Origin of the sequence: Streptomyces sp. NBC_00271 (genome assembly GCF_036178845.1) — a bacterium.
Taxonomy (GTDB): Bacteria; Actinomycetota; Actinomycetes; order Streptomycetales; family Streptomycetaceae; genus Streptomyces.
In genome coordinates this window covers 2,727,875-2,743,991 of sequence record NZ_CP108070.1, presented here as the reverse complement: position 1 = coordinate 2,743,991, position 16,117 = coordinate 2,727,875, and the positions used below count along the sequence as shown (strand labels likewise).

Sequence of the window (16,117 nt, the reverse complement as noted above, 5' to 3'; positions counted from 1 at the left end):
GGAGCCGGTCAACGCGCCCCGAGGCCCCGCACCCGGACCGGATACTCCGGCTTGCCCGCTCCGCCCTCTCCGTCCCGCCGCACGACCACGTGCTGCCCCTCCCAGCGCGTCACGTAGCGTTCGAGCTCGGGCTCGTCCCAGCCGTCGCCGGGGTCCGGCACGGCGAGCCCGCCCCCGACACGCCCGCGCGCCGGAGCCCACGCCTCCAGCTCCAGACCGCCGTCGTCGCCCCGGACGGGCACGACGGCACCCGCGCGCGCCAGCACCGGAATCCGCGACAAGGGGGCATCGAGCAACACCTGGGCCGGCCCCTCGTACGCCTCCTCGGTGACCGTGTCGTACCAACGCCCCCGGGGCAACTGCACCGCACGACGGTCGGCCCCGTGATCCAGCACCGGTGCCACAAGGAGGCAGTCACCCAGCATGAAGGCGTCCTCGCAGTCCCTGAGCGCCCGGTCCTCCGGTGCCGCCCACCACAGCGGCCGCACATAGGGTGCGCCCGTGCGGCGCGCCAGCAGCGCCAGCGTCATGAAGTACGGGAGCAGCCGCCGCCGCTCGACGAGAGCCACGCGCGCGTGCTCCAGTACGTCGTCACCGAACTCCCATGGCTCCCGGCGACCCGCCCGCAGACTCGCGTGCGTACGGAACAGCGGCAGATACGCGCCGAGCTGGAACCACCGCAGGTACAGCTCGGGAGAAGGGCTGCCGTCGAAACCGCCCACATCGGGACCCGAGTACGGAACCCCGCACAGTCCGAGCCCCATCACCAGTGACAGCGAGGCCCGCAGCCCGGGCCAGCCCGTGGCCACGTCTCCGGACCAGGTCCCTCCGTAGCGCTGCATCCCGGCCCACCCGGAGCGCGAGAAGAGGAACGGCCGCTCCTGGGGATCCAGTTCGCGCAGGCCCTCGTACGCGGCTCGGGCCATGCCCAGGGCGTACACGTTGTGCGCCTCACGATGGTCGCCGCCGCGTCCCTCCAGGGAGTGCCGGGCCGACCTCGGCAGCGTCGACTCCCCGAACGCCGTGAACGACGTCGGCTCGTTCATGTCGTGCCAGAAACCCGCGAACCCCTGCGCCAGCCGCTCCTCGTAGAGGCCGCCCCACCACTCCCGCACACGCGCGTGCGTGAAGTCCGGATAGACCGACTCCCCGGGCCATGTGACTCCCCGCACAAGCCGGCCCGAGCCGTCCCGCACGAAGGCGTCCTCGGCGAGACCGCTGTCGTACACCGCGTTGCCCGGCTCGGACTTGACCGCCGGGTCGACGATCGACACCAGCCGGATGCCGTCGCGGCGCAGCTCCTCGGCGAGCACCGGCAGCTTGGGGAAGCGCTCCCGGTCCACCGTGAACACCTGGTGGGCGTCGTAGTGATCGATGTCCAGGTGGACCGCGTCGAGCGGCAGACCGCGCTCCTGATAGCCCGCGACGATCCGCCGCACCTCCTGCTCGCTGCCGAAGCCCCAGCGCGCGTGATGGTGCCCCAGAGCCCACGCGGGCGGCACCGCGGGCGCCCCGGTGAGCGAGGCCCAGGCATGCAGCACGCGCGCGGGGGTGCCCACCATCAACCAGCAGCGCAGCGGGCCACCGTCCATCCGCAACTCGCATGTTCCCGCCCGGTCGTGCCCCGACCCCGCGCCCTCCTCGCCCTCGCGCAGGTGCACCGTGCCGTCCCAGGACGTGTCGTGGAACACGAGATGCGTACCCGCGTCGGAGACCACCATCTGCACGGGCATCGTGATGTACAGCGGATCGTCGCCCGGCGCGAACGTGTGCCCGGGATCCGTGTTCCACAGCCGGTACGTCCCGTCACGCAGCCTGGGACCGGCCGCGCGCCCGCCCAGGCCGAAGAACCGGGCGTCGGCGGCCACTTCAGAGCGCTGCATCCACCGCGCCCCGCCCCCGTCGACCGGTTCCCACCAACGGGGCGGCAGATCACGGCGCAGGATCACACCACCCGGGGTTCGCACCTCGACGGCGCCGTGCCGCGAGACGACGACGGTCACCCGTTCGGCCACCACCCGCCAGCCGCCGTCCTTGTCGGGCTCCAGGACGGCCCGCGGGTCCGGCTCCGGGCAACGGCCCGCGAGCGCGTAGGACGGCTCCGGAGCGGCCCCGTCCCAACCCCAGAACACCGCCCCGTTCACCGCGACCGTGATCCGCAACTCGGACCGCGCGAACCGGACGATCCCACCCCCGGGACCCGGCTCCGCCCCCTCCACCGGGCCGGGCACCCGCGCACGCTCGGCCCCCCGCCGCGGCAGCCCGGCGGCGTCGGCACGCCTCCTTCGCCATGCGGCCCGCACGGTACGCAAGCCCTGGGCCGCCCCCGTCGAACCGACCGTCTTCACCGAACGCACCAGGTCACGACCGTCCATGCTGCTCACCCTGCCATTGCCTGCGCCAAATGAGTGAGTCGTTCAACTGCCGTTCACCCGCGATGGGGGCACATCTTCACGCGAACGACCATCTGCGGCGCACCCTGGTGCGGAAGTCGATCACATGGCATCGTCCGTGTCAGCCGCGTGACGCGCACACCCCAGCTCGTGCGCGACCGACGCACACAGTCCGGGAGCCGATTCATGTCCACCGCGAACCCCTCAGCGCTCTGGCAGCCCGACCCAGGGCGCATCACCCAGGCGCAGGTCACGAAGTTCCAGGCCTGGGCGGCCGAGCACCACGGAGCTCCTTCCGACGGCGGCTACCCGGCACTGCACAGCTGGTCGGTACGGGAACTGGACACGTTCTGGAAGGCCGTCACCGAGTGGTTCGACGTACGGTTTTCGACCCCCTACGCGCGCGTGCTCGGTGACCGCTCGATGCCCGGCGCCGAATGGTTCCCCGGGGCGACCCTGAACTACGCCGAGCACGCCCTGCGCGCGGCCGGGACCCGCACGGACGAACCAGCGCTCCTGTACGTCGACGAGACCCACGAGGCGACCCCGGTGAGCTGGTCCGAGCTGCGCCGTCAGGTCGGCTCCCTGGCCGCCGAGCTGCGCGCCCTCGGGGTACGCCCGGGAGACCGCGTCAGCGGCTATCTCCCGAACATTCCGCAGGCCGTGGCCGCCCTGCTCGCCACGGCCGCCGTAGGGGCCGTCTGGACGTCCTGCGCCCCCGATTTCGGCGCGCGCAGCGTCCTCGACCGCTTCCAGCAGGTCGAACCCGTCGTGCTCTTCACAGTCGACGGCTACCGCTACGGCGGCAAGGAGCACGACCGCCGGGACGTGGTCGCCGAGCTGCGCCGCGAACTGCCGACCCTGCGCGCCGTCGTCCACATCCCCCTGCTCGGCACCGAAGCCCCCGAAGGCGCCCTGAACTGGTCCGAGCTGACCTCGGCGGACGTGGAGCCCGTCTTCGAAGAGGTCCCTTTCGACCACCCTTTGTGGGTGCTCTACTCCTCCGGCACGACCGGCCTCCCCAAGGCCATCGTCCAGTCCCAGGGCGGCATCCTCGTCGAGCACCTCAAGCAACTGGGCCTGCACTGCGACCTCGGCCCCGAGGACCGCTTCTTCTGGTACACGTCCACCGGCTGGATGATGTGGAACTTCCTCGTCTCCGGCCTGCTCACGGGCACCACGATCGTCCTCTACGACGGCAGCCCCGGATACCCCGACACGGGTGCCCAGTGGCGCATCGCCGAACGCACGGGAGCGACCCTCTTCGGCACGTCCGCCGCGTATGTGATGGCGTGCCGCAAGGCGGGCGTCCACCCCTCCCAGGACTTCGACCTCACGCGTGTGCAGTGCGTCGCGACGACCGGCTCGCCCCTGCCGCCCGACGGCTTCCGCTGGCTGCACGACGAGGTCCGCGACGATCTGTGGATCGCCTCCGTGAGCGGGGGCACGGACGTGTGCTCCTGCTTCGCGGGAGCGGTGCCGACGCTTCCGGTGTACATCGGGGAACTCCAGGCGCCGGGCCTCGGCACCGACCTCCAGTCCTGGGACCCCAGCGGCAAGCTCCTGATCGACGAAGTCGGTGAGCTGGTGGTCACCAACCCGATGCCGTCCATGCCCATCCGCTTCTGGAACGATCCCGACGGCAGCCGCTACCACGACAGCTACTTCGACACGTATCCCGGAGTGTGGCGCCACGGTGACTGGATCACCGTCACCTCGCGCGGTTCCGTCGTCATCCACGGCCGCTCGGACTCGACGCTCAACCGCCAGGGCGTGCGCATGGGGTCGGCCGACATCTACGAAGCGGTCGAACGCCTCCCCGAGATCAAGGAGTCGCTCGTCATCGGTGTCGAACAGCCCGACGGCGGCTACTGGATGCCCCTCTTCGTCCACCTCGCCCCCGGAGCCGCGCTCGACGAGGCCCTCCTGAACCGCATCAAGCAGACCATCCGCGAACAGCTCTCGCCACGCCACGTCCCCGACGAGGTCATCGAGGTGCCCGGCGTCCCGCACACCCTCACGGGCAAACGCATCGAGGTTCCGGTCAAGCGCCTTCTCCAGGGAGCCCCTTTGGAGAAGGCGGTCAACGTCGGCTCCGTGGACAACGTCGAGTTGCTGCACTTCTACGAAGAGCTCGCCCGCAAGCGCGGCTGATCAACCTCCGTAGGTGGCCTCGGACTCGCCGAGCACGACAGCGAAGTCCGAGGCCAGGCGTACCGCGTCGGAGGGTTCGAGTTCCGCGACCGAGATCCGTACACCGGGCGCGGAAGCGAGCCTGAACCGCGCACCCGCCGCGACCCACCACCCGTAGGACCGCAGCCCATTGACGACGGCCGACTCGTCGCGCACCGGTACCCAGACATTCATTCCGCTCACGGAATGGCATGGGATCCCACGTTCCGCGAGTTGGTGTCGCAGTGCGTTCCGCCGCAGCGCGTACGTGTCCTGCGCACGGGCGACCAGCGCGCGGGTGTCGTCGTCCGTCATCAGCCCGTACACCGTCTCCTGGAGCAGGTGACTGACCCAGCCGGAGGTGAGCAGCATTCGGCCGTCGTGACGGGCCAGCGTGATCGGATCGCAGGCCGCAGTCGCCCACCGCAGGTCCGTCCCGAGGAACTTGCTCACGGTCCGCACGTGCACCCAGCGCGCAAGGCCGCCCGCGGCCAAAGTATGAAGAGGCGCATCGGCGACGGCGGACGCATGGTCGTTCTCCACCACGAGCACATCGGGTTCCTCCTGGAGTACGGCGACCAGAGCGTCCCGGCGCTCCGCCGAGAAGCGACCGCCGTACGGATTCTGCGCCCGTGGACTGCACACCACCGCTCGTACGCCGGCCCGTAGTGCGTCGCGCAAGGCCTCGGGTCGCATCCCCTGGTCGTCCACGGCGACCGGGACCGTACGCAGCCCCAGCGCCGTGACCAGGTCCAGCAGATGGTGATAGCCGGGGTCTTCCATCGCGACGGCGTCACCGGGACCCAACTCCACCGACAGCAGTCGCCCGATCAGATCGAGCGCGCCGTGTGCGAAGGTCACGTGTTCCGTCGGCACGCCGTCCGGTCGCAGCCAGTCGCGCACGGCGTCCTCCAACCGGGCCAGACGCGGCGTGCTGCGGTGCGACCGCGCGCCGGGGGAGAGCCGCGAGGGCGGCACCAGATGCGGAAGCAGCCGAGGGTCGGGGTGGCCACCCGCCAGGTCCCGCAGTCCGTCCGGCACTTTCGGTGGTCGCCGCGACGCCACCGAGGGAGCCGCGGCGACCACGGTCCCGCCCCGCCCGCGCGTCACGACGATCCCGCGCCGCCGCAGTTCCTTGTACGCCGTCGCGACCGTCCCCGGGCTCACCCCGAGCTCGTCGGCGAGTCTGCGCACCGGAGGCAGCGCCGCCCCCGGCCCCAACGCACCTTCGGCCACGCCTCGTTCGACGGACGAGGCAATTCCCTTGGCCGTCGTACCACTGATCCCATATTGTGTTGCCACGTTACCAAGTATGTATCAATACATAAGTGGAAGCAAGGGGGAACGGTGGGACCGATCAGCCGCGCAGCCGCATGGTCGACACGCATTCCAGGAGGCCCCGACGGTCGAAGAATGCTCTGGATCGCCCTCGTCGACCGGACCGGCAGCGGCCTGTGGGCAGCCGTCTCGGTCCTGTACTTCACCTACGTCACCGGCCTGTCCGTGACACAGGTCGGCACCCTCGCCGCGGTCTCGGGGGCCATCGGCATCGCCGGCGCACCGCTCGGCGGCCGCATCGCCGACCGCCTGCCCCTCACCCGCGTCCTGATCTCCCTGCAGATCCTGCGAGCCCTGGCCTCCCTCGCCCTGCTCACCACCGACAACTACGCCCTGCTGCTGGCCTTCTCGGCCGTCGGCAGCTTCGGCGACCGGGCCGCCAACGTCCTCACCAAGCTGTACGCCACCCGCGTCTCCGGACCCGACCGCGTCCGCTATCAGGCCGTCACCAGAACCGTCGCCAACGCCGGATGGGCCCTGGGCGGCCTCACCGCCGCAGCCGCTCTCACGATCGGGACCACCACCGCCTACCAGTGGCTCCTGACAGGAGACGCGCTGTCGTTCGTCGCCGCCGCGCTCCTCACCGTGCGCTGCGCCGAACCGCCGTCCCCCGCACGCACGATCGCCACGTCCAAGGACCCGGCCCCCACCACCAGGCCGGCCAGCCCCTGGCGCGACCGCGGCTATCTCGCGTACGTCGCCACCGAGACCGTCCTCTTCCTCGACGACGCCGTGTTCAAGGTCGGCCTGCCGCTCTGGATCGCCCACTCCGACCAAGCACCCCACGGTCTCGCCCCGTTGCTCATGGTTGTCAACAACCTGATGGTCGTGGCCCTTCAAGTCCCCCTGGCCCGCTTCGGCGCCACGACGGCCGCCGCGCGCTCCCTGCTTCTCCCCCTCTCCGCCGCCTTCGCTCTCGGTGGCGTCGCGATGGCGCTCTCGGCCACGGGCGGAGCCTTCACCGCCACGCTGTTCCTCACGACCTCGGCCGTCGCCTTCACCGTGGCGGAGATGCTGCACGCCACCGTGTCCTGGGAACTCTCCGTCGCCCTCGCGCCCGGGACGGCCCAGGGCGCCTATCTGGGCGTCCATGGACTGGCGCAGTCCGCCCAGCGCAGCATCGGACCACTCGCCGTCACCGCGGCCATCGCGACCGGCCCCCTCGGCTGGACGGCCTTCGGCGCGACCATCGCCTTGACCTGCGTGTTTCAGCACCGCCTGGTGCGCGACCAGCTCTCCCGCACCGCGTTGTCAGTGCCGCCAGTTACTGTGAGTGAGCATTGATCGACTGCGCACAGGGGGAAACATGGCGCACACCGAGCACCAGACCATGCGACGCGTCCTGCGCCGCGAAATCGCCGGCACCATCGGCCTGCTGACCGACGAGCACGACTTCACGGTGATGCAGCGCTACCGCACCTTCACGTTCAACGACCACACGACCTACCTCCAGCAGGTGGAGTCCCTGCTCAGGACCCTGGCAGCCCAAGGCAGCCACACCACCGTCGCGCTCTTCGACCCCGAGGAGTACGCGGAGTTCTGCACGCACAACGGCCTGGAACCCGACACCGCCGCCAGCCGCACACGCTTCACCGCCGAACTCGCCGCCACCGGCCCCACCGTCGCGTACGAGGGACAGCCCCTCGCCGAACTCGTCCCCGACCTCGTCGACGAAGCCGTCCGCAAAGCGACCTGGGAGTACGCGACCACACTCCTGGCCCGCATCGGCAACTGCGCGTCCTGCGGAGAGGACATCGGACGAGCGTCCTTCGCCCGCGCCTCCCACCTGCTCACCCGCGTCCTCGACACCGCGAGCCCCGGCGAGCGCCATCTCGTGTGCAGCGTCTCCGCGGCACCCGAAACACTCGTCGCGGTGCTGCGGGCCGACGACGACGCCGAGGGCACCACCCGCCTCGACGAGGCGGAAGCCCTCGAATTCACCACCGTCCTGGCCCTGGGTCTTGCCACCGGCAGCGCCGGAGGACTCGTCATGCGCACCACCGCCCCCGACACGACCGACCGCGTCTACGGATGGCGACTGCGCGGAGAAGGCCTGCAACCCCTCACCGCAGGCGAGGTCTTCGACGCCTACTGCACCGATGTCACATCCGGAGACCTGGTCTCCCCGGAGTCGGGCGTCGACTACTGCGTACCACCCGACCTCGGCAACGGAGGGGAGGCGACAGGCCACACGCACTGAACGCGAAGGGGCGCCCCACCCGCAGGTGGAGCGCCCCTGAGCAACCGTCGCTCGACGAACAGTTCCGGCTACTCGCCGGACAGCACCGCCTGGGCCGCCGTGCGCGCCTCGTCGGCCGTGTCCGTGGCACGTGCCGCCGCGGCGGCACGCTCGCACTGCGCCAGCGTGTACTTGGCGAGCGTCGCCCGAACATAAGGAATGGACGCGGCACCCATCGACAGGGAGGTGACCCCCAGACCGGTCAGCACACACGCGAGCAGCGGATCGGACGCAGCCTCACCGCAGACACCACAGCTCTTGCCCTCGGCCTTCGCCGCCTCGGCGGACATGGCGACCAGGTCGAGCAGCGCGGGCTGCCACGGGTCCTGCAGGCGGGACACCGCGCCCACCTGCCGGTCGGCGGCGAAGGTGTACTGCGCGAGGTCATTGGTCCCCAGCGACAGGAACTCGACCTCCTGGAGGATCGAGCGAGCCCGCAGCGAGGCCGACGGAATCTCCACCATCGCGCCGAACTTCGCCTTCAGCCCGGCGGCACGGCACGCGTCCGCGAACGCCTTGGCGTCGATGCGGTCGGCGACCATCGGCGCCATGACCTCGAGGTAGACCGGCAGCCCCTCCGCGGCCTTCGCGAGCGCCGTCAGCTGCGTACGCAGGACATCGGGGTGGTCGAGCAGGGTGCGCAGACCTCGTACACCCAGTGCCGGGTTCGGCTCGTCGGCCGGAGTGAGGAACTCCAGCGGCTTGTCCGCGCCCGCGTCCAGCACCCGCACCACGACACGCCCCTCGGGGAACGCCTCCAGCACCTGCCGGTACGCCTCTACCTGCTTCTCCTCGGACGGCGCCTGCTTGCTGTCGTCCAGGAAGAGGAACTCGGTACGGAACAGACCGACACCCTCGGCCCCGGCCTCGACGGCGGCCGGCACATCGGCGGGTCCGCCGACATTGGCCAGCAGTGGCACCTTGTGTCCGTCGGAGGTGGCACCCGGTCCGGTCGAGGCAGACAGCGCCGCCTTCCGCTCGGCAGCCGCGGCCTCCAACTGCGCCCGCTTCTCGGCGCTCGGCTCCACGAAGATCTCACCGGTGCTGCCGTCCACGGCGACCACCGTGCCTTCGGCGAGCTCTCCGGCGCCGGGGAGCGCGACGACCGCGGGCACCCCGAGCGCCCGAGCCAGGATCGCGCTGTGGCTGGTCGGCCCGCCCTCCTCGGTGACGAAGCCGAGGACGAGAGTGGGGTCGAGCAGCGCCGTGTCCGCGGGCGCAAGGTCACGAGCAATAAGGACGTATGGCTCGTCGCTGTCGGGGACGCCCGGCATGGGCACCCCGAGCAACCGGGCGACGATACGGTTCCGCACATCGTCGAGGTCGGCCACACGACCGGCGAGGTACTCACCGGCACCCGCCAGCAGCGCGCGATAGGAAGCGAACGCGTCATAGACGGCACGCTCGGCCGTGCTGCCGACCGCGATACGCCGATCCACGTCCGCCATCAGCTCGGGGTCCTGGGCCATCATGGCCTGCGCCTCGAGCACCGCCTGGGCTTCGCCCCCCGCCAGATTGCCGCGCGCCATCAGATCGGCCGCCACAGCCTCGACGGCCTTACGGGCGCGCCCCTGTTCGCGCTCCGCGTCCTCCGCCGGGATCTGCTTGGCAGGCGGCTCAAGCACCGCCGTTCCCATGTGCCGAACCTCGCCGATCGCCACACCGTGGCTCACGCCGACGCCTCGCAGCGTTGTCTCCATCTCACCCGTCTCCGGTAGTGCGGCGCGTCCCGCCGCCGCGGTGGTTTTCGAACCTGCCGTCCATGACGGCAGCGCTGTTGGTGTCACTGCCAGCTGAAAAGGGCGTCGCCGGCCTTCACGTCGCCGTCCTCGCGGAGATCGGAGAGGGAGTCGGCCGTTGCCTCGAGCGCCACGATCGGGCAGATCGGGGACTTGCCGGCCACCTCGACGGCGGCCGGATTCCAGCGCACGACGGCCTGACCGCGCGTCACGGTGTCACCCTTGTTGACGAGGAGTTCGAAGCCCTCGCCATTGAGCTGCACTGTGTCGATGCCCAGGTGGGTGAGCACGCCATGGCCCTCTGCGTCGACGACGACGAAGGCGTGCGGGTGAAGCGAGACGATCACCCCGTCCACGGGGGCGACAGCCTCCCCGGGCTCACGCACGGGGTCGATCGCCGTGCCGGGGCCTACCATCGCTCCGGAGAAGACGGGATCCGGTACCGCGGTGAGTCCGATGGCACGTCCTGCAAGAGGGGACGTCACGATGGTCATGGGAAGCCTCCCAGGGGTGGAGATTCATATGGGCCGTCACTGCCTGTACCGGACGGCGCACTGTTGAGCAGGGTATGTCATATGAACTGCCGGTTCCGCATGAGAGGTCCCGGTTGGCGGCCCTAGAACACCGCGCAAACGATTTGCGCGCGCTCCAAACCCCCATGTAGAGTCGTACTCCTGCTTGAGGCCGAGCGACGCGACCAAGCGTCCTTGCCTGGCAGCACCCAACTTGTCAGATCCTATCTCGGGGTCTGGTTCTGCATGTCCGCAGAGCCGTGGTCAGAGAGACGGAAAATCGCTGATAGTGTTTGGACCGCCGGAAAGGGAAACGCGAAAGCGGAAACCTGGAAAGCGCCGAGGAAATCGGATCGGGAAACGGTCTGATAGAGTCGGAAACGCAAGAACAAAGCAAGACAGCAGGACCGAAGGGAAGCGCCCGGAGGAAAGCCCGAGAGGGTGAGTACAAAGGAAGCGTCCGTTCCTTGAGAACTCAACAGCGTGCCAAAAATCAACGCCAGATATGTTGATACCCCGTCTCCGGCCGATCGGCTGGGGCGAGGTTCCTTTGAAAAAGTCCTGCCGGGCACTGCCTGGCAGGCGCACAGCGAGGACGCTGTGAACCGGGGGGATTATTCCTCTCCTTGGTTCCGCTCTCGTGGTGTCGTCCCGATTACGGGAAAACATTCACGGAGAGTTTGATCCTGGCTCAGGACGAACGCTGGCGGCGTGCTTAACACATGCAAGTCGAACGATGAAGCCCTTCGGGGTGGATTAGTGGCGAACGGGTGAGTAACACGTGGGCAATCTGCCCTTCACTCTGGGACAAGCCCTGGAAACGGGGTCTAATACCGGATAACACCTGCCCGGGCATCTGGGTGGGTTAAAAGCTCCGGCGGTGAAGGATGAGCCCGCGGCCTATCAGCTTGTTGGTGAGGTAGTGGCTCACCAAGGCGACGACGGGTAGCCGGCCTGAGAGGGCGACCGGCCACACTGGGACTGAGACACGGCCCAGACTCCTACGGGAGGCAGCAGTGGGGAATATTGCACAATGGGCGAAAGCCTGATGCAGCGACGCCGCGTGAGGGATGACGGCCTTCGGGTTGTAAACCTCTTTCAGCAGGGAAGAAGCGAAAGTGACGGTACCTGCAGAAGAAGCGCCGGCTAACTACGTGCCAGCAGCCGCGGTAATACGTAGGGCGCAAGCGTTGTCCGGAATTATTGGGCGTAAAGAGCTCGTAGGCGGCTTGTCACGTCGGGTGTGAAAGCCCGGGGCTTAACCCCGGGTCTGCATTCGATACGGGCTAGCTAGAGTGTGGTAGGGGAGATCGGAATTCCTGGTGTAGCGGTGAAATGCGCAGATATCAGGAGGAACACCGGTGGCGAAGGCGGATCTCTGGGCCATTACTGACGCTGAGGAGCGAAAGCGTGGGGAGCGAACAGGATTAGATACCCTGGTAGTCCACGCCGTAAACGGTGGGAACTAGGTGTTGGCGACATTCCACGTCGTCGGTGCCGCAGCTAACGCATTAAGTTCCCCGCCTGGGGAGTACGGCCGCAAGGCTAAAACTCAAAGGAATTGACGGGGGCCCGCACAAGCAGCGGAGCATGTGGCTTAATTCGACGCAACGCGAAGAACCTTACCAAGGCTTGACATACACCGGAAACGGCCAGAGATGGTCGCCCCCTTGTGGTCGGTGTACAGGTGGTGCATGGCTGTCGTCAGCTCGTGTCGTGAGATGTTGGGTTAAGTCCCGCAACGAGCGCAACCCTTGTTCTGTGTTGCCAGCATGCCCTTCGGGGTGATGGGGACTCACAGGAGACTGCCGGGGTCAACTCGGAGGAAGGTGGGGACGACGTCAAGTCATCATGCCCCTTATGTCTTGGGCTGCACACGTGCTACAATGGCAGGTACAATGAGCTGCGAAGTCGTGAGGCGGAGCGAATCTCAAAAAGCCTGTCTCAGTTCGGATTGGGGTCTGCAACTCGACCCCATGAAGTCGGAGTTGCTAGTAATCGCAGATCAGCATTGCTGCGGTGAATACGTTCCCGGGCCTTGTACACACCGCCCGTCACGTCACGAAAGTCGGTAACACCCGAAGCCGGTGGCCCAACCCCTTGTGGGAGGGAGCTGTCGAAGGTGGGACTGGCGATTGGGACGAAGTCGTAACAAGGTAGCCGTACCGGAAGGTGCGGCTGGATCACCTCCTTTCTAAGGAGCACTTCTTACCGATCCCTCCGGGGTGAGGTCAGAGGCCAGTACATCGGCGAATGTCTGATGCTGGTTGCTCATGGGTGGAACGTTGATTATTCGGCATCTTCAGTCATCTCAGGCTGTGAGTACTGCTCTTCGGGGCGTGGAAAGCTGATCATGAGTGGCGGGGGTGCCGGGCACGCTGTTGGGTGTCTGAAGGTACGGCCGAATTGGCTGCCTTCAGTGCCGGCCCCAGTGCACTCGAACCGGAAGGTTTGGGGTGATGGGTGGTTGGTCGTTGTTTGAGAACTGCACAGTGGACGCGAGCATCTGTGGCCAAGTTTTTAAGGGCGCACGGTGGATGCCTTGGCACCAGGAACCGATGAAGGACGTGGGAGGCCACGATAGTCCCCGGGGAGTCGTCAACCAGGCTTTGATCCGGGGGTTTCCGAATGGGGAAACCCGGCAGTCGTCATGGGCTGTCACCCATACCTGAACACATAGGGTATGTGGAGGGAACGCGGGGAAGTGAAACATCTCAGTACCCGCAGGAAGAGAAAACAACCGTGATTCCGGGAGTAGTGGCGAGCGAAACTGGATGAGGCCAAACCATATGCGTGTGAGACCCGGCAGGGGTTGCGTATGTGGGGTTGTGGGATTTCTCTTTCACGGTCTGCCGGCCGTGAGACGAGTCAGAAACCGTTGATGTAGGCGAAGGACATGCGAAAGGTCCGGCGTAGAGGGTAAGACCCCCGTAGTCGAAACGTCAACGGCTCGTTTGAGAAACACCCAAGTAGCACGGGGCCCGAGAAATCCCGTGTGAATCTGGCGGGACCACCCGCTAAGCCTAAATATTCCCTGGTGACCGATAGCGGATAGTACCGTGAGGGAATGGTGAAAAGTACCGCGGGAGCGGAGTGAAATAGTACCTGAAACCGTGTGCCTACAAGCCGTGGGAGCGTCGGGCAAGCACTTGTGCTTGCCTCGTGACTGCGTGCCTTTTGAAGAATGAGCCTGCGAGTTTGCGGTGTGTTGCGAGGTTAACCCGTGTGGGGAAGCCGTAGCGAAAGCGAGTCCGAATAGGGCGGTTTAGTAGCGCGCTCAAGACCCGAAGCGGAGTGATCTAGCCATGGGCAGGTTGAAGCGGCTGTAAGAGGTCGTGGAGGACCGAACCCACCAGGGTTGAAAACCTGGGGGATGACCTGTGGTTAGGGGTGAAAGGCCAATCAAACTCCGTGATAGCTGGTTCTCCCCGAAATGCATTTAGGTGCAGCGTCGTGTGTTTCTTGCCGGAGGTAGAGCACTGGATAGGCGATGGGCCCTACCGGGTTACTGACCTTAGCCAAACTCCGAATGCCGGTAAGTGAGAGCGCGGCAGTGAGACTGTGGGGGATAAGCTCCATGGTCGAGAGGGAAACAGCCCAGAGCATCGACTAAGGCCCCTAAGCGTACGCTAAGTGGGAAAGGATGTGGAGTCGCAGAGACAACCAGGAGGTTGGCTTAGAAGCAGCCACCCTTGAAAGAGTGCGTAATAGCTCACTGGTCTAGTGATTCCGCGCCGACAATGTAGCGGGGCTCAAGCGTACCGCCGAAGTCGTGTCATTGCAGCAATAGGGCCAACGCCCGCTGTGATGGGTAGGGGAGCGTCGTGTGCCGGGTGAAGCCGCGCCGGAAGGCAGTGGTGGACGGTTCACGAGTGAGAATGCAGGCATGAGTAGCGATACACACGTGAGAAACGTGTGCGCCGATTGACTAAGGGTTCCTGGGTCAAGCTGATCTGCCCAGGGTAAGTCGGGACCTAAGGCGAGGCCGACAGGCGTAGTCGATGGATAACCGGTTGATATTCCGGTACCCGCTGTGAAGCGTCAAACATTGAACCAGGCGATGCTAAGTCCGTGAAGCCGCCCCGGAGCCTTCGGGCAAAGGGGAGTGGTGGAGCCGACGGACCAGACCTGCAGTAGGTGAGTGATGGGGTGACGCAGGAAGGTAGTCCATCCCGGGCGGTGGTTGTCCCGGGGTAAGGGTGTAGGACGTCAGGTAGGCAAATCCGCCTGACACATAGTCTGAGACCTGATGCCGAGCCGATTGTGGTGAAGTGGATGATCCTATGCTGTCGAGAAAAGCCTCTAGCGAGTTTCATGGCGGCCCGTACCCTAAACCGACTCAGGTGGTCAGGTAGAGAATACCGAGGCGTTCGGGTGAACTATGGTTAAGGAACTCGGCAAAATGCCCCCGTAACTTCGGGAGAAGGGGGGCCATCACCGGTGATCGGATTTACTCCGTGAGCTGGGGGTGGCCGCAGAGACCAGCGAGAAGCGACTGTTTACTAAAAACACAGGTCCGTGCGAAGCCGTAAGGCGATGTATACGGACTGACGCCTGCCCGGTGCTGGAACGTTAAGGGGACCGGTTAGTCACTCTTCGGGGTGGCGAAGCTGAGAACTTAAGCGCCAGTAAACGGCGGTGGTAACTATAACCATCCTAAGGTAGCGAAATTCCTTGTCGGGTAAGTTCCGACCTGCACGAATGGCGTAACGACTTCTCGACTGTCTCAACCATAGGCCCGGTGAAATTGCACTACGAGTAAAGATGCTCGTTTCGCGCAGCAGGACGGAAAGACCCCGGGACCTTTACTACAGTTTGATATTGGTGTTCGGTTCGGCTTGTGTAGGATAGGTGGGAGACTTTGAACTCTGAGCGCCAGCTCAGGGGGAGTCGTCGTTGAAATACCACTCTGGTCGTGCTGGATGTCTAACCTGGGTCCGTGATCCGGATCAGGGACAGTGTCTGATGGGTAGTTTAACTGGGGCGGTTGCCTCCTAAAGAGTAACGGAGGCGCCCAAAGGTTCCCTCAGCCTGGTTGGTAATCAGGTGTTGAGTGTAAGTGCACAAGGGAGCTTGACTGTGAGACCGACGGGTCGAGCAGGGACGAAAGTCGGGACTAGTGATCCGGCGGTGGCTTGTGGAAGCGCCGTCGCTCAACGGATAAAAGGTACCCCGGGGATAACAGGCTGATCTTCCCCAAGAGTCCATATCGACGGGATGGTTTGGCACCTCGATGTCGGCTCGTCGCATCCTGGGGCTGGAGTCGGTCCCAAGGGTTGGGCTGTTCGCCCATTAAAGCGGTACGCGAGCTGGGTTTAGAACGTCGTGAGACAGTTCGGTCCCTATCCGCTGCGCGCGTAGGAATATTGAGAAGGGCTGTCCCTAGTACGAGAGGACCGGGACGGACGAACCTCTGGTGTGCCAGTTGTCCTGCCAAGGGCATGGCTGGTTGGCTACGTTCGGGAGGGATAACCGCTGAAAGCATCTAAGCGGGAAGCCTGCTTCGAGATGAGTATTCCCACCCCCTTTGAGGGGTTAAGGCTCCCAGTAGACGACTGGGTTGATAGGCCGGATCTGGAAGGCGGGTAACCGCTGGAGGTGACCGGTACTAATAGGCCGAGGGCTTGTCCTCAGTTGCTCGCGTCCACTGTGTTGGTTCTGAAACCACGAACAACCCCGTTGTCGGGCCACGGCAATGGTGCGGTAGTTACAGTTTCATAGTGT

7 protein-coding genes and 2 rRNA genes are annotated in these 16,117 nt (G+C 66.1%); 5 read left to right on the top strand and 4 right to left on the bottom strand.

Annotation, left to right across the window (positions count from 1 at the left end; all coding sequences use genetic code 11):
• Nucleotides 1–8: 8 nt before the first annotated feature.
• Nucleotides 9–2,375: a glycoside hydrolase family 31 protein gene (locus OG798_RS12950; protein ID WP_328757012.1), complete on the bottom strand. Its 2,367-nt coding sequence runs from the start codon at nucleotides 2,373–2,375 to the stop codon at nucleotides 9–11.
• A gap of 204 nt (nucleotides 2,376–2,579) precedes the next feature.
• Between OG798_RS12950 and OG798_RS12945 the strand changes: the two genes are divergently transcribed.
• The gene (locus OG798_RS12945) at nucleotides 2,580–4,547 is read left to right on the top strand and encodes an acetoacetate--CoA ligase (protein ID WP_328757011.1); all 1,968 of its coding nucleotides are present in this window, start codon (nucleotides 2,580–2,582) and stop codon (nucleotides 4,545–4,547) included.
• Here the strand turns inward: OG798_RS12945 and OG798_RS12940 are convergent, their stop codons facing one another.
• Nucleotides 4,548–5,867: an aminotransferase class I/II-fold pyridoxal phosphate-dependent enzyme gene (locus OG798_RS12940; protein ID WP_328757009.1), complete on the bottom strand. Its 1,320-nt coding sequence runs from the start codon at nucleotides 5,865–5,867 to the stop codon at nucleotides 4,548–4,550.
• A 111-nt stretch (nucleotides 5,868–5,978) separates the two neighbouring features.
• Here OG798_RS12940 and OG798_RS12935 point away from each other — a divergent pair, with 111 nt between their 5' ends.
• Both OG798_RS12935 and OG798_RS12930 read left to right on the top strand, forming a co-directional pair.
• On the top strand, nucleotides 5,979–7,187 hold the full coding sequence (locus OG798_RS12935; RefSeq protein ID WP_121416773.1) for an MFS transporter: 1,209 nt from the start codon (nucleotides 5,979–5,981) through the stop codon (nucleotides 7,185–7,187).
• A 22-nt stretch (nucleotides 7,188–7,209) separates the two neighbouring features.
• The gene (locus OG798_RS12930) at nucleotides 7,210–8,103 is read left to right on the top strand and encodes a hypothetical protein (RefSeq protein ID WP_121416774.1); all 894 of its coding nucleotides are present in this window, start codon (nucleotides 7,210–7,212) and stop codon (nucleotides 8,101–8,103) included.
• Between the two features lie 68 nt (nucleotides 8,104–8,171).
• Here OG798_RS12930 and ptsP read toward each other — a convergent pair whose 3' ends face one another.
• Entirely contained in the window at nucleotides 8,172–9,842 is a 1,671-nt protein-coding gene (gene ptsP, locus OG798_RS12925) for a phosphoenolpyruvate--protein phosphotransferase (protein ID WP_095855885.1), read from the bottom strand.
• A gap of 83 nt (nucleotides 9,843–9,925) precedes the next feature.
• Nucleotides 9,926–10,375: a PTS sugar transporter subunit IIA gene (locus tag OG798_RS12920; protein WP_099923862.1), complete on the bottom strand. Its 450-nt coding sequence runs from the start codon at nucleotides 10,373–10,375 to the stop codon at nucleotides 9,926–9,928.
• Between the two features lie 686 nt (nucleotides 10,376–11,061).
• Between OG798_RS12920 and OG798_RS12915 the strand changes: the two genes are divergently transcribed.
• Together OG798_RS12915 and OG798_RS12910 are read left to right on the top strand one after the other, a co-directional pair.
• Nucleotides 11,062–12,587, top strand: a 16S ribosomal RNA gene (locus OG798_RS12915).
• Nucleotides 12,588–12,903: 316 nt separating this feature from the next.
• Nucleotides 12,904–16,025 (top strand): 23S ribosomal RNA (locus OG798_RS12910).
• The 16S and 23S rRNA genes sit together here, the layout of an rRNA operon.
• Nucleotides 16,026–16,117: the final 92 nt, after the last annotated feature.